The 19,759-nt window shown below is 64.0% G+C and carries 13 protein-coding genes and 1 pseudogene; 8 read left to right on the top strand and 6 right to left on the bottom strand.

Translation table 11 applies throughout. The annotated features are described in order from the left end of the window. Positions 1-47: 47 nt before the first annotated feature. Positions 48-1,337, bottom strand: coding sequence for an isocitrate lyase (gene aceA, locus LB564_RS06165; RefSeq protein ID WP_224535907.1), 1,290 nt, complete (start codon positions 1,335-1,337; stop codon positions 48-50). 234 nt (positions 1,338-1,571) lie between these two features. Between aceA and LB564_RS06160 the strand changes: the two genes are divergently transcribed. The 6 genes from LB564_RS06160 (at position 1,572) to LB564_RS06135 (ending at position 8,554) form a co-directional block, all read left to right on the top strand. Then, a complete protein-coding gene (locus tag LB564_RS06160) occupies positions 1,572-3,017 on the top strand; it encodes a short-chain fatty acyl-CoA regulator family protein (protein ID WP_224535905.1) in 1,446 nt (481 codons plus the stop codon). A gap of 152 nt (positions 3,018-3,169) precedes the next feature. Next, positions 3,170-4,123 (top strand): DMT family transporter, encoded by a 954-nt coding sequence (locus LB564_RS06155; protein WP_224535903.1) that lies wholly within the window; start codon positions 3,170-3,172, stop codon positions 4,121-4,123. Positions 4,124-4,451: 328 nt separating this feature from the next. Then, positions 4,452-5,549: a polyamine ABC transporter substrate-binding protein gene (locus tag LB564_RS06150; protein ID WP_140709340.1), complete on the top strand. Its 1,098-nt coding sequence runs from the start codon at positions 4,452-4,454 to the stop codon at positions 5,547-5,549. A gap of 75 nt (positions 5,550-5,624) precedes the next feature. Beyond that, entirely contained in the window at positions 5,625-6,764 is a 1,140-nt protein-coding gene (locus LB564_RS06145; RefSeq protein ID WP_140709338.1) for an ABC transporter ATP-binding protein, read from the top strand. Between the two features lie 9 nt (positions 6,765-6,773). Next, entirely contained in the window at positions 6,774-7,742 is a 969-nt protein-coding gene (locus LB564_RS06140) for an ABC transporter permease subunit (protein WP_224535901.1), read from the top strand. After that, positions 7,739-8,554 carry an ABC transporter permease gene (locus LB564_RS06135; RefSeq protein ID WP_224535899.1) on the top strand — a complete coding sequence of 272 codons (816 nt, stop codon included), beginning with the start codon at positions 7,739-7,741 and terminating at the stop codon, positions 8,552-8,554. The genes LB564_RS06140 and LB564_RS06135 overlap by 4 nt, the downstream gene beginning before the upstream one ends. 130 nt (positions 8,555-8,684) lie before the next feature. On the opposite strand, the gene LB564_RS06130 is transcribed toward LB564_RS06135, so the two are convergent. Then, on the bottom strand, positions 8,685-10,538 hold the full coding sequence (locus LB564_RS06130; RefSeq protein WP_224535898.1) for an AsmA-like C-terminal region-containing protein: 1,854 nt from the start codon (positions 10,536-10,538) through the stop codon (positions 8,685-8,687). Positions 10,539-10,780: 242 nt separating this feature from the next. Here LB564_RS06130 and LB564_RS06125 point away from each other — a divergent pair, with 242 nt between their 5' ends. After that, positions 10,781-12,739, top strand: coding sequence for an acetoacetate--CoA ligase (locus tag LB564_RS06125; RefSeq protein WP_224535896.1), 1,959 nt, complete (start codon positions 10,781-10,783; stop codon positions 12,737-12,739). A gap of 428 nt (positions 12,740-13,167) precedes the next feature. Here the strand turns inward: LB564_RS06125 and LB564_RS31715 are convergent. The 4 genes and pseudogenes from LB564_RS31715 to LB564_RS06110 form a co-directional block, all read right to left on the bottom strand. After that, a pseudogene (locus tag LB564_RS31715) lies at positions 13,168-13,351 on the bottom strand (hypothetical protein); the annotation flags it as partial. Between the two features lie 81 nt (positions 13,352-13,432). Continuing rightward, positions 13,433-14,035, bottom strand: a complete 603-nt coding sequence (locus LB564_RS06120) for a general stress protein (protein ID WP_140709333.1) — start codon at positions 14,033-14,035, stop codon at positions 13,433-13,435. A gap of 24 nt (positions 14,036-14,059) precedes the next feature. Continuing rightward, positions 14,060-14,815, bottom strand: coding sequence for a DUF4142 domain-containing protein (locus LB564_RS06115; protein WP_140709331.1), 756 nt, complete (start codon positions 14,813-14,815; stop codon positions 14,060-14,062). A gap of 164 nt (positions 14,816-14,979) precedes the next feature. Then, complete coding sequence (locus LB564_RS06110) at positions 14,980-19,029, bottom strand: PAS domain S-box protein (protein WP_224535893.1); 4,050 nt, start codon at positions 19,027-19,029, stop codon at positions 14,980-14,982. A 248-nt stretch (positions 19,030-19,277) separates the two neighbouring features. Here LB564_RS06110 and LB564_RS06105 point away from each other — a divergent pair, with 248 nt between their 5' ends. Beyond that, positions 19,278-19,736, top strand: a complete 459-nt coding sequence (locus LB564_RS06105; RefSeq protein WP_027144815.1) for a phasin — start codon at positions 19,278-19,280, stop codon at positions 19,734-19,736. Positions 19,737-19,759: the final 23 nt, after the last annotated feature.

The following is a 19,759-nucleotide window of genomic DNA, read 5'->3' as shown; positions in this document are numbered from 1 at the left end:
CCTTGCCCTCAAGGGGCGTTCCTCTGTTGGTCGTCTTCTTTGCGGACTCACTCCGCTGCTGGCTTGAACTGCGCGTGCTCGGTCGATTCATGCATGGCGGTGGTCGACGATTTGCCGCCGGTGATCGCCATCGAGACGGCGTCGAAATAGCCGGTGCCGACCTCACGCTGGTGCTTGGTCGCGGTATAGCCATTGGCTTCCGCCGCGAATTCCGCTTCCTGCAACTCGGAATAGGCCGCCATCTGCCGCGCCTTGTAGCCGCGGGCGAGTTCGAACATGCCGTAGTTGAGCTGGTGGAAACCGGCCAGCGTAATGAACTGGAACTTGTAGCCCATGGCGCCCAGTTCCCGTTGGAATTTGGCGATCGTTGCGTCGTCGAGGTTCTTCTTCCAGTTGAACGATGGCGAGCAATTATAGGCGAGCAGCTTGCCCGGATGGTGCCGGCGCACGCCCTCGGCGAATTTCTTGGCCTGCGCCAGGTCGGGCTTGGATGTCTCGCACCAGATCAGGTCGGCGTGGGGCGCATAGGCAATGGCCCGCGCGATGCAGGGCTCGATGCCGTTCCTGACCTGGTAGAAGCCTTCCACAGTACGTCCGGCATCGTAGTCGACGAAGGGCTGGTCGCGCTCATCGATGTCGGAGGTCAGCAGCTTTGCCGCTTCCGCGTCGGTGCGCGCCACGACCAGTGTGGGCGTACCCATCACGTCGGCCGCGAGCCGCGCCGCGTTGAGATTGCGGATATGTGCGGCGGTCGGGATCAGCACCTTGCCGCCGAGATGGCCGCACTTCTTCTCCGACGCCAGCTGGTCCTCATAGTGGACGCCGGCGGCACCCGCCTCGATAAACGCCTTCATGATCTCGAAGGCATTGAGCGGACCACCGAAGCCGGCTTCGGCGTCGGCGACGATCGGCGCGAACCAGGTCTCGACCGAAAGCCCATTGCCTTCGGAGGTCTCGATCTGGTCGGCGCGCTGCAGCGTGCGGTTGATGCGCTTGACCAGTTCGGGCGCCGCATTAGCTGGATAGAGCGATTGGTCCGGATACATAGCCGAGGCGGTGTTGGCGTCGGCGGCAACCTGCCAGCCCGACAGGTAGATCGCCTTCAGCCCGGCACGCACCTGCTGCATCGCCTGGTTGCCGGACATGGCGCCCAATGCGTTGACGAAGTCCTCCTCGTGGATGAGTTTCCACAGCCGGTTGGCCCCCATTTCGGCAAGGCTATGCCTGATCTGCACCGAACCGCGCAGCCGCTTCACGTCTTCCGGCGAATAGGGGCGTTCGATGCCGTGGAAGCGACCTTCAGGCGCCGAGGGAACGAGGTTGTAAAAATCAGTCATTTGTCACTCCGATGGGTTCTTTACGATGTCCGCACACCAATTGTCGGGGCGCTTCTATGTGACGGAATTTACATTGCGGCGCGAAATGAGCCAGAAAAATCAGGGAAAACGCGGAAAGATAAGGGAAAATCTGTGTTGTGTTTGACAGGCAACGGCGGTAAATTTGTAATTGCTGTCAAAATCCGTGGTCGAAACGCGGGCGCTCGAAGGTGTAAATCTTGTCAAGGAACACCGATGGCTGATCAGAAGATTTTCGCCGGGCCGCGTATTCGCCGCATCCGCAACGCCAAGGGCCTGACCCAGACGGCGATGGCCGAGGGGCTCGGCATCTCGCCGTCCTACCTCAACCTGATCGAGCGCAACCAGCGGCCGTTGACGGTGCAGCTGATCTTGAAACTGGCCTCCGTCTACAAGGTCGATCCGCATGAGCTTCAGGGCGAGGCAAGGGGATCGGTCGCCGCCTTGAAGGAGGTGTTCACCGATCCGTTGCTGGTCGGCGAACTGCCGGGAGACCAGGAACTGATCGAGCTTGCCGAGGCAGCGCCCAATGCGTCGGCCGCCGTGATAAAACTGTTCCGCGCCTATCGCGAGCAGGCCGAGCGGCTGTCCGACCTCAACGAGCTTCTGGCGCGCGAGGGACGCGCCACCGCGCTTTCCGGCGCCCGCCTGCCGGTTGACGAGGTGCACGAGATTTTCGAGCGGCGGCCGAACCATTTTTCCTCGCTCGAGGAAGAGGCCGCGGCATTCACCTCGGTGCTCGATCCCGGCGATGACCTGTTCGGCGCCTTGAAAGCCTGGCTGAAGCGCGAATACGGCATCGTGGTCAAGGTTCTGCCTGTCGCCACCATGCCGAACTGGCGCCGGCGCTACGACCGCCACTCGCAGCGCCTGTTCCTGTCGGAGCGCCTGTCGCCGTTCGACCAGTTGCGCGAAGTGGCGATGGAGGCCTGCCTGATCCGCATGACGGTCGCGGTCGCTGGCGAGATCCAGGCGCTGCGGTTGGCCACGGACGAAGCGCGTCGCCTTGCCCGCTTCGAACTCGGCCGTTATGCTGCCCATGCGCTGATGATGCCCTATCAGCCCTTTCACGCGGCGGCCGTTCGCTCACGCTACGACATCGACGTCCTGCGCTCGCGCTTTGGCGTTTCCTTCGAACAGGCGGCAAACCGGCTGACCATGCTGCAACGGCAAGGTGCCGCCGGCGTGCCCTTCTTCATGCTGGAGGTCGACAATGCCGGAAACCGCTTCCGCAAGGCCGGCAGCCAGGGCTTTCCGCAAAGCCGGTTTGGCGGCGGCTGTCCCAAGCTTCCCGTGCACGTCGCCTTTACCCAGCCCGGCCAGATCTTCGTCGAGGCCGTGGAAATGCCCGACGGCGCCGAGTTCCTGTGCATCGCCCGAACGCTGGAGGGGCCGCAGGGCGCATTCTCCGAGCGCCCGCGCCGCACCGCGCTGCTGCTTGGCTGCGACATCGGCTTTCGCGACGACATCGTCTATGGCGCGGCCCTGCCCGGCACGGCAATCGGCGCAAAGGTAGGGGCGGGCATCACGGCGACGCCAGTCGGCCCCGCATGCCGGCTTTGCGAGCGTGTCGGCTGCCTGGCGCGCGCCGAGCCGCCGGTGACGCGCCCCCTCGGCCTCGACGAGATGGTCACCGGCCTGAGCGCTTTCGACTTCCAATAGCGCGGCGAATTTCAAGGGAGGGCGGCGAGGTGCCACAATCGTCGCCGGGCTCTGGATCACGCCTGGCGCACGCGTTTGCGTTACGCGAACAGAGCATATTTTTGTCGTCCCTTGCGCATCGTCCCGTCTACAAAAGCCCGACAGTCGCGCCCATGACAGATACAGCATCATCGCCGGGCCTTGCTACCTCGACAGCCTCGCCGCACGAGGAACGCGTCGGCATGCTGCTGGTCTTCCTGTCGGCGCTGATGTGGAGTTTCGGCGGCACCATCGCCCGCTTCGTCAGCGTTGGTGACAGCTGGACGGTTATCTTCTGGCGCTCCGTCTGGGCCGCCGTCTTCCTGCTCTGCTTCATGGCCTGGCGCGACGGCTGGCGCGGCATGGTGAAGTCATTCCGGGACATGGGCCTGCCAGGCATCGCGGTAGGATCCTGCTTCGCCATTGCGTCGACCTCGTTCGTCGTGGCGCTTGCCTACACCACCGTCGCCAACATCCTCCTGATGCAGGCTGGCGTGCCGTTGCTGGCAGCCCTGTTTTCCTGGGCGCTGTTTCGCGAAAGAGTGACCGTCGCGACCTGGATGGCGATCGCCGCCGTCATCGCCGGCGTCGCCATCATGGTGTCGGAATCGCTTGACGGCGCCGTCTCGCCCATAGGCGACGGACTGGCGCTGCTGATCGCGTTCATGTTCTCGATCGCCACCGTCATCACAAGGCGTTTCTCCAGCGTGCGCATGACGCCGGCGACTTGTCTGGGCACGATTTTGGCGGCGGGCTTCGCTGCCTCGCAGGTATCGACCTTCACGGTCTCGGCCGGGGACATGGGCTTTCTCTTCGTCTTCGGCGTGGTCAATCTCGGCCTTGGCCTTGCTTTCTTCGCCACCGGCGCGCGCCTGATCCCGGCGGCGATCGCCGCGCTGCTCGGCACGTTCGAGCCGATCCTGGGGCCGATATGGGTCTGGCTCATCCATTCCGAGGTGCCGTCCGGGCGCACCATCATCGGCGGCGCGGTGGTGGTCACGGCGCTGCTTGTCCATATTGGGCTCGAATTCAAGCGCCAGGCGCGGCCGCAGCGGGCTGGGGTCACCGGAGTGCCTTCGCCGAATTGATGACGGCGCCGAAGCTTTGCCCATTGACAACGTCGTTGCCGCCCGGGCAGGCTGGGAATACGGCAACAACAAGACAGGCGTATCTTGCCAAGTCTCCCCGGCGGCTCGATCGAGACCGGCCCATATTCTTGTATCTCTGTCCGCGCGGCGGCGAAAGCTTCTGACGGCACCGCAATTCCTTCCCGCCCGGGACGACTGGGTGGCCATGGGCGGCAGGCCGAATGGCGCTTGTCGGCCGCTGGGAAGCTCAATAGTTTGAAACAAATGCCCGGCCGCGCGACGATGTCGCGACGCGCCGGCGATGGAACACTCACCAAAGGAGAATAGCATGATCCGCAAAGCGCTCTGGCTTTCGGCGACTTCGGTATTTCTGGCGCTTTTGACGCCCGCCGGTCACGCCGAGGACCGCGTCGTCAACGTCTTCAACTGGTCGGACTATATCGACAGTTCGATCATCGATGATTTCACCAAGAAGACCGGCATCAAGGTCGTCTACGACACCTTCGATTCCAACGAAATCCTGGAAACCAAACTGCTCGCCGGCGGCAGCGGCTACGACGTCGTCGTGCCGAGCGGCAATTTCCTCGCCCGCCAGATTCAGGCCGGTGTGTTCCAGAAGCTCGACAAGTCGAAACTGCCGAACCTCTCCAACATGTGGGATACGGTTACGGAGCGCACCGCCAAATACGACCCCGGCAATGAATACTCGGTCAACTACATGTGGGGCACGGTCGGCATCGGCTACAACGTCAAGAAGGTGCAGGCAGCGCTCGGCACCGACAAGATCGACAGCTGGGATACCTTCTTCAATCCCGACAGCCTGGCCAAGTTGAAGGATTGCGGCGTCTATGTGCTGGATTCTCCGTCCGACATCCTGCCGGCGACGCTGAAATATCTCGGGCTGGACCCGAACAGCACCTCGCCCGACGATATCGCCAAGGCCGAGGCAGCCCTTCTCAAGATCCGGCCCTACATCCGGAAGTTCCACTCATCCGAATACATCAACGCACTCGCCAATGGCGACATCTGCCTGGCGATCGGCTGGTCGGGTGACGTGTTCCAGGCTCGCAACCGCGCTGTCGAGGCCAAGCAAGGCGTGGAGATCGGCTATTCCGTGCCGAAGGAAGGCGCCCAGATGTGGTTCGATCAGATGGCGATCCCGGCCGACGCGCCGCATGTCGCCGAGGCACTCGAATTCATCAACTACATGATGACCCCGGAAGTGATCGCCAAATCGTCGAACTATGTGCTCTACGCCAACGGCAACAAGGCCTCGCAGCAATTCGTCGACAAGGCGCTGCTGGACGACCCGTCGGTCTATCCGGATGCCGCGACCTTGGCGAAGCTCTACACCGTCCAGCCGTACGATCCCAAGACCCAGCGCATCGTCACCCGCAGCTGGACCAAGATCGTCACCGGCCAATAGGCAATTCGATGCGGCCCCGGCAGCCAACTGCCGGGGTCGATTTCTTCTGGGGAATAAAAAACACGGAGTGGGGATATGAAATCGCTTGGCAGCATCCGCAGGGATTTCGCGCCATGGAACGACCCGAGCGCCAAGCCCTATATCCAGTTCGACAGCGTCACCAAGAAGTTCGGTGACTTCACCGCCGTCAACAATTTGTCGCTGACCATTTTCGAGCGCGAATTCTTCGCCCTGCTCGGCGCCTCGGGTTGTGGAAAGTCGACGCTGCTCAGGATGCTTGCCGGCTTCGAGGAGCCGACCTCGGGCCGTATCCTGCTCGATGGCCAGGATCTGCGCGGCATTCCGCCCTATCGGCGGCCGGTCAACATGATGTTCCAGTCCTATGCCCTGTTCCCGCATATGACGGTCGAGAACAACATCGCCTTCGGCCTCAAGCAGGAAGGCATGCCGAAGTCCGATATCGAGAAGCGCGTCGCCGAGATGCTGAAGCTGGTCAAGCTCGAGCAGTTCGCCAAGCGCAAGCCGCACCAGCTATCCGGCGGCCAGCGCCAGCGCGTCGCGCTTGCCCGCTCCGTCGCCAAGCGGCCGAAGGTGCTGCTGCTCGACGAGCCGCTGGGCGCGCTCGACAAGAAACTGCGCGAGGAAACCCAGTTCGAACTGATGGATCTGCAGCAGGAACTCGGCCTGACCTTCGTCGTCGTCACCCACGACCAGGAAGAGGCCATGACCATGGCCGATCGCATCGCCATCATGGACAAGGGCGAGGTCATGCAGGTGGCGACGCCGGCGGAAGTCTATGAAGCGCCGGCGTCGCGCTTCGTCGCCCATTTCGTCGGCAACGTGAACATGTTCGAGGGCAAGGTGGCCGAGCGGGCGGCAAACACCACGCGCATCACCGGCGCGACAGGCGCCCAGATCGTTGTCGAAAACAGCACCGAGTCAAAGGCCGGTTCCGACATCGTCTTCGCGATAAGGCCGGAGAAGATCAAGGTGTCGTCCAAGAAGCCGACGGACGCCGTCAATGCGCTGGAGGGCGAAGTCTACGACGTCGCCTATCTCGGCGACATGACTGTCTACCACATCAGGCTGGACGACGGGCAGATCATCAGGGCAAGCGCGCTCAACGCGGCGCGCGTCACCGAGGATCCGCTGACCTGGAACGACCGCGCCTGGGTGTCTTTTCGGCCCGACGCCGGCGTCGTGCTGGCACGGTAGGGGGCTGGCATGTCCAACATCGCCGTCACCGATGCCGCCGCGCTACCGACTGTCGCCAAGCCGTTCCTGACGCGCCTGGGCACCGGCTTCTTCAACCGGCTTGTCATCATCGTCCCCTATCTCTGGCTGCTGTTCTTCTTCCTCATCCCCTTCGTCATCGTCTTCAAGATCTCGCTGTCGCAGACGGCCATCGCCATGCCGCCCTATACGCCGGTGCTCGATTTCAGGGACGGCGTTTCCGGCTTCTTCGCCGGCTTTCGCGACCTCAACTTCGACAATTATGTCTGGCTGACGCAGGACGCCCTCTATCTCAAGGCCTACATCACCAGCGTCGTCATTGCCGCCATTTCGACGGTGCTGACGCTGATCGTCGGCTACCCTATCGCCTATGGCATGGCGCGGGCGCCGGCGACGATCCGCCCGACCTTGCTGATGCTGGTCATCCTGCCGTTCTGGACGTCGTTCCTGATCCGCGTCTATGCCTGGATCGGCATCCTCAAGCCCGAGGGCCTGCTCAACCAACTGCTTCTGTCATTGCACCTCATCAACCAGCCGCTGGTCATCCTCAACACCTATACGGCCATCTTCATCGGCATCGTCTATTCCTACCTGCCGTTCATGGTGCTGCCGCTCTATTCGTCGCTGGAAAAGATGGACTATTCCCTGATCGAGGCGGCCAAGGATCTCGGCTGCCCGCCGACATCAGCCTTCTGGAAGATCACTTTCCCGCTGTCGCTGCCGGGCGTCATCGCCGGCTGCCTGCTGGTGTTCATCCCCGCCGTCGGCGAGTTCGTCATTCCCGATTTGCTCGGCGGCTCGCAGACGCTGATGATCGGCAAGACCCTCTGGAACGAGTTCTTCGCCAATCGTGACTGGCCGGTGTCATCGGCCGTCGCCGTCATCCTGCTTCTGTTGCTGACCGTGCCGATCATGCTCTTCCAGCAAGCCCAGGCTAAGGCACAGGAGCAGGGCAAATGAACAGCTGGAGCCGCTTCAACGTCACCTCGATCGTGCTCGGTTTTGCCTTCCTCTATCTGCCGATCGTGCTGCTCGTCGTCTTCTCCTTCAACGAGTCCAAGCTGGTCACCGTCTGGGGCGGCTTCTCGACCAAATGGTACGTGTCGCTGTTCCACAATCAGGGTCTGATGGACGCCACCTGGGTCACGGCGCGCGTCGGTGTCATTTCGGCGACGGTGGCGACCGTGCTCGGCACGCTGGCGGCACTCACCCTGACACGCTACACGCGCTTCAGGGGTAGGGTGCTGTTTTCGGGCATGGTCTTCGCGCCGCTGGTCATGCCGGAAGTCATCACCGGCCTGTCGTTGCTGCTGCTCTTCGTTGCCGTCGGTCTCGACCGCGGTTTCCTTACCGTGACGCTCGCCCACATCACGCTCACAATGTGCTTCGTGGCGGTCGTCGTGCAGTCGCGCCTGGTGTCGTTCGATCGTTCGCTGGAGGAGGCGGCCATGGATCTCGGCGCAACGCCGGCCAAGACCTTTTTCCAGATCACCCTGCCGGTCATCCTGCCGGCGATCGTGTCCGGATGGATGCTGGCCTTCACTCTGTCGCTCGACGATCTGGTTATCGCCAGCTTCACCTCCGGCCCCGGTGCCACGACGCTGCCGATGAAAATCTACAGCCAGGTCCGTCTCGGCGTGACGCCGGAGATCAATGCCGCCTGCACCATCCTGATCGCCGTCGTCGCGGTCGGCGTCATCGTCGCGTCGATCGCCAACAAGCGCCGCGAGGTGCAGCGCCAACTCGACGAACGGGCAGCACAGCGCGGTTAAGGGGATGAAAGTCGAGGCGCAGGCATGTCACCCAGAGTGAGCCAGGCTTTGGGAGAACGAAAGGCGTCAGAACAGGACGGTTAGCCGGTTTTAAGGAAACGGTGAGCGAGCCGTATTCCTTGACCTGCTTCTATTCCCCCGAAACGCCACGGCTTATCGGTGAAATGAACGGCGTGCTCCACGTTCCGCCGACGAAAAACGACGACTGGTTGGGTCCTTGCTGGCCGCTCTTTTGTGCCGCTGCCTGATCCGGCTGGATGACGCCGCCCGACAGCGCCAGTCCGCGTCCAGCGTAGGAGGCGATCCCGGAAAGCCAGATCTTGTATTTCGCCGAATTGGCCTCGGCCTTGTCCAGCCGCGCCACGCCCCTCGAAATGGTTGCCTTGACCTCGGCGCCATCGATAGGCAGCGTCCCGTCCGAGACGTCGTCGAGCGCGAAGAAGCCGCCCTGTTCGGTATGCTTGAGAAAGGCCGGCAGGTTGAACTTGCTGAGCGCGCCAGGGCCGAAGGTCGCCGAGACGGAGCCGTCGGCGTCTTCAAAGATCGAATCCCAGGTTCTGCCCGGCCCCTTCAGGATGACCGAGACGGTGCTGGTGCCAACCGGCACTAGCCGGGTCATCCCCGCCGCCGTGGCGAACGCGCCGCCATCGACATCGGAAGCCAGCAGCCGGATCTCGACCTGGGTGCCCTCGGGCTTGCGGTCGAAACGAAGGCTGGTCTGGATGTTGCCCCCAAAGGCCGAGGCGTCGGAGATGTCGAAGACGGAGAGACCGTCCTTGACCTGCGCGGTGGCGGCAACGTCGGCAAGCTGGATGCTGCCAGCCGTGGCATGCGCCGCCGACAGCCTGAGATCGAGATTGACCCGGTCGGCGAAACTCGTGTCGACCTGACCTGGCTCGCCGCTGCTTGCCGGCCCCAGCGGCGTGAAGGCGGACAGGAACGACCTGAGGTCGAGCGTGTCGAAGGCAAGCGTGCCCGAGATCACCGGCTGCGTCTCGCCGAGCGACACGTCCAGCGCGCCCATGCCCGGATTGTTGTCCAGCGCCAGCGCGGTGTTTTCGAATTTGACACGGCCCGCGGATGCCGTGACCTTGCTCGAAATGCTGACCGAGCCGATCGCGGCACTCGGCGCGATGCCGGCCTGCGACCATTCCAGCACGCGGCGCAGCGAGGGGGCGGCGAACTTCACCTGGCCGTCGAAATAGCCGTTCTCGGACATGCTGGCCGTGCCGTCGAAGGAGAAGGTGGCGGGCGCGGCCTTGAAGGACAAAGTGAGCGGCGCCATGCCTCCGGCAAACAGCACCAGCGGTCTCTGCGAGGCGGCGTCCAGGGTCACGCTTTCGCCACGCCAGATCCCGGTTGCGGACAGCGTCGCATTGCTGTTCATCGCCGCCCACGTGGCCTGGCCGCTAAGGCTGCTCAGGATCTCCTCGTCCTTGCCGTTGACGGAAGCCACCATGCGGCCGTCCCTGAACTCCACGGTACCGAAAGTGTCGGTCGGCAGCTTGTCGAGGTCGGGCTTGGCGGGGTCGGCTCTGACCACGCCACGGGCCGTATCGATGGAGCGCGCGATGCGGCCGCCCGTCGGCGCGGTGGGCAGGAACAGGCCGTCCGCCGTGCGCTGGACCCGGATCGTCGGCCGCACCAGCCGTGCCGTGGAGAACACCACATCGCCCTGCAATGCCGCCATGGCCGAGAGATCGACCTCGACCCGTTCGGCCTCGACGACCGGCGGCGCGTCGGCGTCGGTCCACTTCGACAGCGTCACATCGGTCAGGATGGCGCGGAATTTCGGCCACACCTCGATGCGCGGCGACCCCTCGATGGCAACCCGAAAGCCGCTCCAGGCGCTCAACTCCCAGGCGATGCGGTCGCGCACGATCCGCGTCGAGGCGATCAGCGGCAGGGCCGCGACCACCAGAGCGATGACGATCACGGCAGCGCCGATCGCCCATACTCCGCGGCGGATCAAGGATGATGGCATATAGCCCCGTATGCTTCCATTCCGACAAAAAAGACCGTTCGGCGGGTTTTACCCCCTGTCGTCACTACGACTTCAGGTCGTCACTACGACTTCAGGTCGTCACTACGACTTAGGGCTGACGCATTTCAAGTCTTTATGGCCCGGCGATGGCATTTGCGCACACCTGGCCGCATCGGCCCAACAAAATCTTGCTCTGCTGCGCTGCGTATGCATAAGCGATGACGACCGTGGGAGGATCGATCATGGCTGGCGAAGTACCGCTCTGGACCCCGACACAAGACCAGATTGATGCATCGCCCCTGACCGCCTTCATGAAGGTCGCGGCAGCGAATACCGGCAGCCCGTTCTCATCCTATGCCGATCTTCACCGCTGGTCGGTCGAGAACCGGGAGGCGTTCTGGGATCAGGTCTGGGATTTCTGCGGCCTTGAAGGCGACAAGGGTGAACGCCTGCTGATCGACGGCGAGAAGATGCCGGGTGCCTCCTTCTTCCCCGATGCATCGTTGAATTTCGCCGAGAACCTTCTGAAAGAGACTGGGGCCGGCGAGGCAATCGTCTTTCGCGGCGAGGACAAGGTCGAAAGGCGGCTGTCGTGGAACGAACTGCATGGCCTGGTCTCGCGGCTGCAGCAGCTTTTCCTGTCGCTCAAGGTGAAGAAGGGCGACCGTATCGCGGCGATGATGCCCAACATGCCCGAAGCCGTCGCCGCCATGCTGGCCGCGGCCTCGATCGGCGCGGTGTGGTCGTCCTGCTCTCCCGATTTCGGCGAGCAGGGCGTGCTCGACCGGTTCGGCCAGATCGAACCTGTCATCTTCATCGCGCCGGACGGCTATTGGTACAATGGCAAGGCCATCGAGGTTGCCGACAAGGTCAAGGCGGTCGCGGCCAAGCTCGGCAGTGTCCGTAAGGTGCTGCTCGTCGACTATCTCGGCACCTCCGCCGACGTCGCCGACACCATCGACAAGGCGGTGGCGCTGGAAGAGGCGCTGTCGCCCTTCGCCGTCAAACCAGTGACCTTCGAGCGGCTGCCATTTTCGCATCCGCTCTACATCCTGTTTTCGTCCGGAACCACCGGCATTCCCAAATGCATCGTCCATTCCGCCGGCGGCACGCTGATCCAGCATGTCAAGGAACACCGGCTGCATGCCGGCCTCGGCGATGGCGATCGCTTCTTCTACTTCACCACTTGCGGCTGGATGATGTGGAACTGGCTGGTATCGGGCCTGGCGTCGGGCGCCACGCTGCTGCTTTATGACGGCTCGCCCTTCTATCCCGATGGCAATGTGCTGTTCGATTTCGCCGATGCCGAGAAGATGACCTTCTTCGGCACCTCGGCCAAGTTCATCGATTCCGTGCGCAAGGCCGGCCTCAAGCCGAGGCGCAGCCATGATCTGTCGACGGTGCGCGCCATCTCCTCCACCGGGTCGCCGCTCTCGCCCGAGGATTTCCGCTTCGTCTATGACGGCATCAAGCAGGACGTCCACCTGGCCTCGGTATCCGGCGGCACCGACATCGTTTCCTGCTTCGTGCTCGGCGTGCCAATCCAGCCGGTCTGGACCGGCGAGATCCAGGGACCCGGTCTCGGCCTCGCCGTCGATGTCTGGGACGATGACGGCAAGCCGGTCAGGCAGGAGAAGGGCGAACTGGTCTGCACCAGGGCCTTTCCGTCCATGCCGATCGGCTTCTGGAACGATGCCGACGGCAAGAAATACCAGGCGGCCTATTTCGAGCGTTTCGACAATGTCTGGTGCCATGGCGATTTCGCCGAATGGACCGGTCATGGCGGCATGGTCATCCACGGCCGCTCCGACGCAACGCTCAACCCGGGCGGCGTGCGCATCGGTACCGCCGAGATCTACAACCAGGTCGAGCAGATGCCCGAAGTCCTGGAGGCGCTGTGCATCGGCCAGGATTTCGACAATGACGTGCGTGTCGTCCTGTTCGTGCGGCTGGCGGCGGGTGTCAAGCTCGACGAGGACCTGGAGAAACGCATCCGCGCCAAGATCCGCACCGGCGCGAGCCCGCGCCACGTGCCAGCCAGGATTGTCGCCGTGTCCGACATCCCTCGCACCAAGTCGGGCAAGATCACCGAGCTCGCGGTGCGCGACGTCGTGCACGGCCGCGCCATCAAGAACAAGGAGGCGCTGGCCAACCCGGAAGCGCTGGAGCTGTTCCGCGACCTGCCGCAACTCGCGCAGTGACGCGGCCGGCATGGTTAACGAAATCTGTCGCGCGAATTTACCTAGATTTCACGAGTGGTACACATTCGTAAATTTTTTGGCGACCCGGTAAGGAGTTGTTAAGGCCCGGCGTCGATAGTCGCATGTAACTTGAGGGAGAAATCCCGTTCCTCGGCCCCGAGGATCTGAATTCAGCTCAAGCCCCCGTTGTGACAGCAATCCCATCTCCTAAGGCGTCCTTTGGACGCCTTTTCTTTTACCGGCGCGGGCGGCTTCATCGGTGATTTGGCTCGCGGAAGGAGCTGAGGCCGTTCAGTTTTGCGGCCATTTCCGCCCCCAGAGACGGCGTCGCGTTGCTGCAGAAAGCGGGCGTCGGCCCGAAGGTCGATGAAGGAATGATTGACCTGACTGATCCGAAAAAGGAAGGGACCGTGTAGGCGATGAACCTAGTGGGCGAATGCGTCGGCGACGAAGTCGCGCCGCTGCCTCGCCGTCAACCGCTGCGCTCCCTCTTCCGACAGGACGAGAGCGACGGCGTCGAACAGGACGGAGGACCGCCGTCGATCATATGCCGGGCCTCGATCCAGCTTAGATCATAGCCTCAACCGCCGACTTGGGAGCGATTACCTCCATGGTGGTGGCGGTGTTGCCGTCGCTGCGGCGTGGTGTGCGGCCAAGGATGAGCCCGCCGCTTTTCAGCGGCGGGCCAAGGGATCAAGGGCGATTGGCGTAGCGCCCGCGGTCGCTTTCGATCTCATCGGGCGTATAGGCCTTGGCGTCGCTGTCGAAACCGGTCCAGCCGTCGGCCTCGTATGCGCTGCGGCGGTCTTCCAGATTGACCGCGTTGGCCTGTCCGAGGATCCGCTGGGCCTGGCCGACGAGTTGATCGTCGACCCTGGCGGTCACCAGCGTGCCGCCGCGACGCACGCCCTCCGCATAGACATGGGCATCCTCTTCCGACACGCCGGACTCGGTCAGCGCACCGACGATACCGCCGGCAGCCCCACCGATGACGGCGCCTCCCACGGCACCGACGGCTGTGGCGGCCAGCCAGCCGGCGGCCACCACCGGCCCGACGCCGGGAATGGCCATGATGCCGAGCCCGGCCAGAAGGCCACCCGCTCCGCCTAGGACGGCACCCACACCGGCCCCGCCGGCGGCATCCTCGGCTGTGTTGGAACGATCGCCATCGTACCATTCGCTCGAATTGTTGGCGACGATGCTGATGTCGGCTTCTGGCACGCCGCTTGCCTCCAACTCACCGACCACATCGGAAGCGTCATCATAATTGTCGAAAAGTCCGGTCACGGTTTTCATGGTCGGTATCTCCAGATTCTCTGTTCAGTTGGTGCCGGCAACGACGTTGCCCTGGTAGTCGAGCGCGACGGCCGTCTTCTTGCCGTCCTTGGTCGCCTGGCCGCGCCAGATGCCCTGATCGTCCTTGTTCAATGCCGACACGTCCGAAAAGCCGGCATCCTGGATGCGGCTCTTGGCCTGATCCTCGGTGAAGCTGTTCGCGCCCGGCACGGGGGCGGACGGATTTGCGGTATCGGTCGTGGTGACGGTGGGGGTCGTCGAACTCGTCGCCGAAGACTTGTCGTCCATCGTGGCGGCGATCTTCTCGATCATGTCCTGATGCATCTTGAGCGTCGGCAAGGTCTCCTGCGCAAACGTCTTCAACTGCGCGTTGTCGCCGTCCTTGGCATAGCCGTCGAACAGCTTGACCGCATCGGCATGCGCATCGCGTTGCATCTGCACATAAGATGCGTCGACCGGATCCTTGGCGCTTTGCAGGGCGTCGAGATCGCTCTTGTGCTTGGCGTCCGTTGCCGTCGGGACCTTCAGCTTCTGCTCGCCGGCTATCGTCTCGAGTTTGGCATTGGCCGCGCCATGATCAGCGACCATCTTCTGGGCGAAGTCCTTGACGCCTTGATCCTGCGCCCTGCCTTCGGCGATCTTGCTCGATTCGACCTCGAACATCCCGCCGGCCGCCGCCTTGTCGACAAAGTCCTGCGCCGTGTCCGCGGCGAAGACGGGCATGGCAAAGGTGATGGCTGTGGCCGCGCCGAGCGCGGCCAATACCAGTCGATTTCTCATGAATAGATCCTCATTGGCACACAATGTGCTGCGAGGCTAACCAGCGCCTGAGAGCTTTGTTCCGGAGGCCGAACGATTTTGCCGGAGGGTCGGGGCTTCGGCGGGCAGCCAAAATCACCACGCGGAAACTGTCGGCTTGCGGCACGCTGCCGCTAAGGCTCACCCTACTCGGCGAGCACCCGCGTCGACGGGAAAGCGACTTCGACCAGCGTGCCTTCGCCGGGCGTCGAGTTGATGGTGAAGCGGGCGCGATTGGCTTCCACCATCGCCTTGGTCAGCGGCAGGCCAAGGCCGGTGCCGTCGCCGCGTCCGCGCTTCAGCGCATTGATCTGCTTGAACGGCTTCAGCGCCTGCTCGATCTCGGCCGGACTCATGCCGATGCCGGTGTCGCGCACCCGCATGACGACGTCGCCCGAGGTCTCATAGGCGGTCGAGACGATCACCTGGCCGCCGGCCTGGGTGTAGCGGACGGCGTTGGACAGGATGTTGAGCGCGATCTGGCGCACGCTGCGCAAATCCGCCACCACTTCCGGCAGCCGCGAGGCGAAGCTGGAGCGGATGATGACGCGTTCGCGGTTGGCCTGGGGTTGCATCATCGCCACGGTTTCGGCCAGCGTATCGTTGAGCGACACCGCCTCATAGGCCATTTCCTGCTGGCCGGCCTCGATCTTCGAGATGTCGAGCAGGTCGTTGACCAGGTCGAGCACATGGTTGCCCGAGCGGTTGATGTCGCGCAGATAGTCGCGGTAGCGGTCATTGGCCACCGGCCCGAACTTCTCGTCGACCATCAGTTCGGAAAAGCCGATGATGGCGTTGAGCGGCGTGCGGATTTCGTGGCTGATGCGGGCGAGGAAATCGGTTTTCTGCGAGGAAGCGCGTTCGGCCACCGCGCGCGCCTGGGTGAGATCCTCCTCGGCCCGCTTCCACTGCGTGATGTCACGCACCACGGCGCAGAAGCCGCTGTCATTGGGCAGCCGGCCGATGGTCATGAACAGCGGGATGAAGCGCCCCTGCGCCTCGCGGCCGATCACCTCGCGGCCATCATTCAGGACGCTCGCCACGCCAGGTTCCGACAGGCCGGTGAGATAGTCGCGCGCCGCGCGCTGGCTCTCTATGGCAAACAGCGAGGCGAACGGCTTGCCGGTCACCTCGTCGCTGTCGAAACCGAACAGGGCCTCGGCCGGGCGGCTGATCGAACGGATGGTGCCGTCGCTGCCGATCAGCACGACTCCGTCGGTGGCGGTGTCGATGATGGTGCGCATCTCGGCGATGCGGGCCTTGAGTTCGGAAATGTCGGGCTGCGTCGGCCCCTCGCCGACCGCATGAAGGGCCACTGGCGCGTCGTCCTCGCCGGAACGGCGGACGACCAGCATCAGCGCCTTGCCGTCGCGCCACGGCACGGAGCGCAGGATGGCGTCGATCGGGAATTCCTGTCCGTCGCGCGTCTTCAGTCGCAGCGTCCGGTCGCTTCCGTCGGAGGCGCCGTCATCGGCATAAGGATCGGCAAACAACGCGCCGAGGCCGCCCGCGTCCTCCAGATCCTCTAGCGTCTCGTACCCCGTCAGGTCGAGGAACTCCTCATTGGCATAGTGTAGCTGGTCGCCCGAATGGATGATCAGCGGCACCGGCAGCTTGCCGAGCAGCGACGTATCCGGCGCCTTGCTCTCGTCACCCACGGAAAAGGCCGACGGCACGAAACCCCCGGTCTTGAGCGGCGGTACCTGCAGGCGCGGCTGGATGGGCGTCTCGGCCGTGTCACCCGCGCTGGCAGTCTCGTCGGAGGGCGCGGCGGCTTGCTCATCCGAGGCGGCAGAAGTCTCGGCAGGCGCGGCGATGCGGCCGTCGATCTCTGCCCTGTCCTCGCCGCCGGACCAGTCCTCATTGTCCTCGGCATCGCGGAAGTCGGCAGCCGTCATGCTGTCATCGTCGTCGACTGCGTCATGCGCAGCGCCTGCGGCCGCCGGTTCCTCGCCGCCATCGGCGGGCGTGGCGGTTTCCGGTTTCGCCGCTGACGGCTCGGAAGCGGCCGGTTGATCATTGCCGGCGACGGAACCGGGTTCGTCGCTGTCGTCGGCGTAGTCGAGCAGCGAGCCCTTGACGGGCGGCAAGGCATCGGCGGGTTGGTCGCGAGCGACGTCGCCGGGATGAGCGCCGTCCAGCAGCGCCAGATCCGCTTCATCCCCGGCATCGCTATCGGCAGCCTCCGTCGCCAGCGGGTCCTCGTCCGGCTTGGCCTGGGCTTCGCCAGTCTCTTGCGGCTCGTCGCGCGGGATGGCATCGGGCGTGGACACGGCCTCGCCGGCCGGTTCCACGGGAGCCTCGGTCTTCCCGGTCGGCGCTTCAACGGCCGTTTGCGCCGCCGGCTCAACTGGCGTCTCGATCGCCGGCCCTGCCGGGCTTGCAATGCCCGGCTTTTCCGCTTCCGGCGACTCGGCTGGGGAACTGTCCTTCTTCAGCCGCTCGCCGATCTCGCGGAACGCGCTGCGTTCCAGCGTCGACAGCCCCTTGTCGTTGGCCGGCTGCCGGTGTTCGGCCAGCCGGATCACCTTGTCGGCAAAGCGCCGCTCCGGTTTCGGGACGATGGTCAGCGCCGGCACTTCGCCCTTGAACGGATCCGATGCCTTAGGCTCTTCGGCCTTCGGCTCTTCCGGCGCCGTCTCCACGGCTTCCGGTTTCGGTGCCGCCGGCATCTCGCCATTGGGCACCAGTGCCATGCCGATCGCTTCCGGATCGACGACCGCGTCCCCGGTACGCGCGACGCCGAAGCCGCGAAAACCCTCGAAGGCACGGCTGCGGCCATAGACCGGCAGTGCCGCCAGGTCGACCGGGATCTTCAGGTCGGTGCCGACGACCGGCCACAGCACTGAGCGGCCGGACCAGGTGTCGCGCCGCTCCAGCAGGCCGGCGATCTCGCCGGACGCATCAAGGCCGAAGGCCGCGGCGACATCCCTGAAGCGCCGGCCGATCACGTCGGCGGCCGGATGGCCGACAATATCGGCGAATTCCGGTGACAGCGCGCTGAACTTGCCCTCGGCGTCGGTCCGCCAGACAAAGCGCACCGGCGCCGCCGAGCGGTCTATCGTCCGGGTGGCCACGGTTGCGGCCGGGGCCGCGGGCGAGGTGGCCTGGTCCTGCTTCACGCCGTCCGCCGAAGCCGCTGTGCCGACCGCTTCGGCCTGGCTTGTCGATTCCTGCGTGGTTGGCGCGTCGTCTTCTCCGGCGTTGAAATACCAATGATCGTGCTGGCCCGGCGTGCCCGCCGCCAGTTGATCATTGTCGGCGGCAACCGGTGTCGCCCCGCTCGGCTCCTCGATCTCCCGCATCGCCCGTTCCGGCGTATCGTCGGCCACGGGCTCGGAAGGGGCGGTCTCCTGTGCGGGCTCGGCCGCGGCAGGCGGCTGTTCGACCGCCTCTGTCCGCGCGACATTCGCCGTCGGCTGATTGTCCTGCGGAGACTCGGATTCCGCTGAGGCGGTTTCCACCGTCCGAACGCTCTCCTCGGCGGAGCTTTCCGTTGCCGCGGGCGAGTGGCCCGCCGGAGCCGCGTTGTCCTCGAGTTGATCCTCGTCGATCACCACCAGCAGATGCCGCTCCGGCGTCAGCCGGGCGAGGCCGGCCGGGTAGGAGGTCCTGCCGCCCGGAACGAGGCGCTTGACGATGCGCTCGCCCTCGGCCGCGACGTCGGCCACCAGGGCCGCCAGTGTCGCGGGCTGGATGCCGAGCGCCGGAAACCCATCCGATGCGGCTTCGACATTTCCCTTGGCGTCGATGAAGGCGATGAAATGGCCGTCTTCGGTAAAGCCGCTGATCGCCCGGCTGGCGATCTCGGCGGCACCGCGCGAGCCGGTCTGGCCCGCCGGCACCGCCAGCATGATGGCGTTCTCGCCATCGGGCAGGGTCACGGCACTGGCAAGGAAGCCGACGGCGCGGCTGGTCATGCCGGTTGCGAGGCGCACCAAGATCGAGCGATCGCCGCCGATCTGGGGAAAACCGCTGGTCGCCATGATCTGGCGGCGCGCGATCAGCGGCAGCCGCGCCGAAGCGCCGATGATTGCTTCGATATCGGGATAGCCGAACATGGCGGCGCCCGGTCCATTGGCCCAGATCACCTGCTCGAGGTCCACCGACAGGATCGCGATCGCGTCGCCGGCGGCAAAGCGCTGGCGCACCGCGTCGAGCACGGCGACGTCGAGGAAGGAATATTCGGACGGCATGCGCTTGGCGAACCCTCACGGAGCGGCGAAATTTGCAGTTAACGCTTTGTTAATAAAAGCCGCAGCCACGAAGGTCCACAAGCCAGAACGTTCAAAGGCTGAATTCTGGCCGTTTGGTTAACGGCCAAAAAGATTTTTTGTGCAGTGCAACAAGGATGTTGCAATGCACAAAATTTGCCTTTATATTGCCATCATACATGAACGAGACGGCTTTCTGTCAAAGCCGCTGCCGCTGAAAAGGATGGAAAATGTCCAGGACCAAGACCGCCGAGACGATCGAAAACGTTGAATTCCCGAGCTTCGACGCTTCCAAGGCCACCGACCAGATGCGCGCTTTCGCCGAAAAGGGCGTTGAGCAGTCGAAAGAGGCCTATGCCAAGCTCAAGACCGGCGCCGAGGAGACCCAGAAGGCTCTGGAGTCGACCTATGAAACCGCCAAGACTGTTTCCAGCGACCTGTCGCTCAAGACCATTGCCGCGCTGCGCGCCAATGCCGAGGCCGGCTTCTCGCATCTCGAAGCCCTGATCGGCGCCAAGTCGCTGTCGGAAGTCGTCGAGCTGCAGACCGCCTTCCTGCGCAAGCGCGTCGAACTGACCGTAGAGCAGGCCAAGGACTTCCAGGCTGTTGCCTCCAAGGCGGCCGAGGACGTCTCGAAGCCGATCAAGACCGCCTTCGAGAAGGCGATCAAGGAAATCAAGGCTGCCTAATATCTGCGCATCGCCGGCGGATG

Origin of the sequence: Mesorhizobium sp. ES1-6, from assembly GCF_020164775.1 — a bacterium.
Lineage (GTDB): Bacteria > Pseudomonadota > Alphaproteobacteria > Rhizobiales > Rhizobiaceae > Mesorhizobium.
The sequence above is the reverse complement of the archived record's forward strand: the minus strand, read 5'-3'. Positions and strand labels throughout refer to the sequence as shown.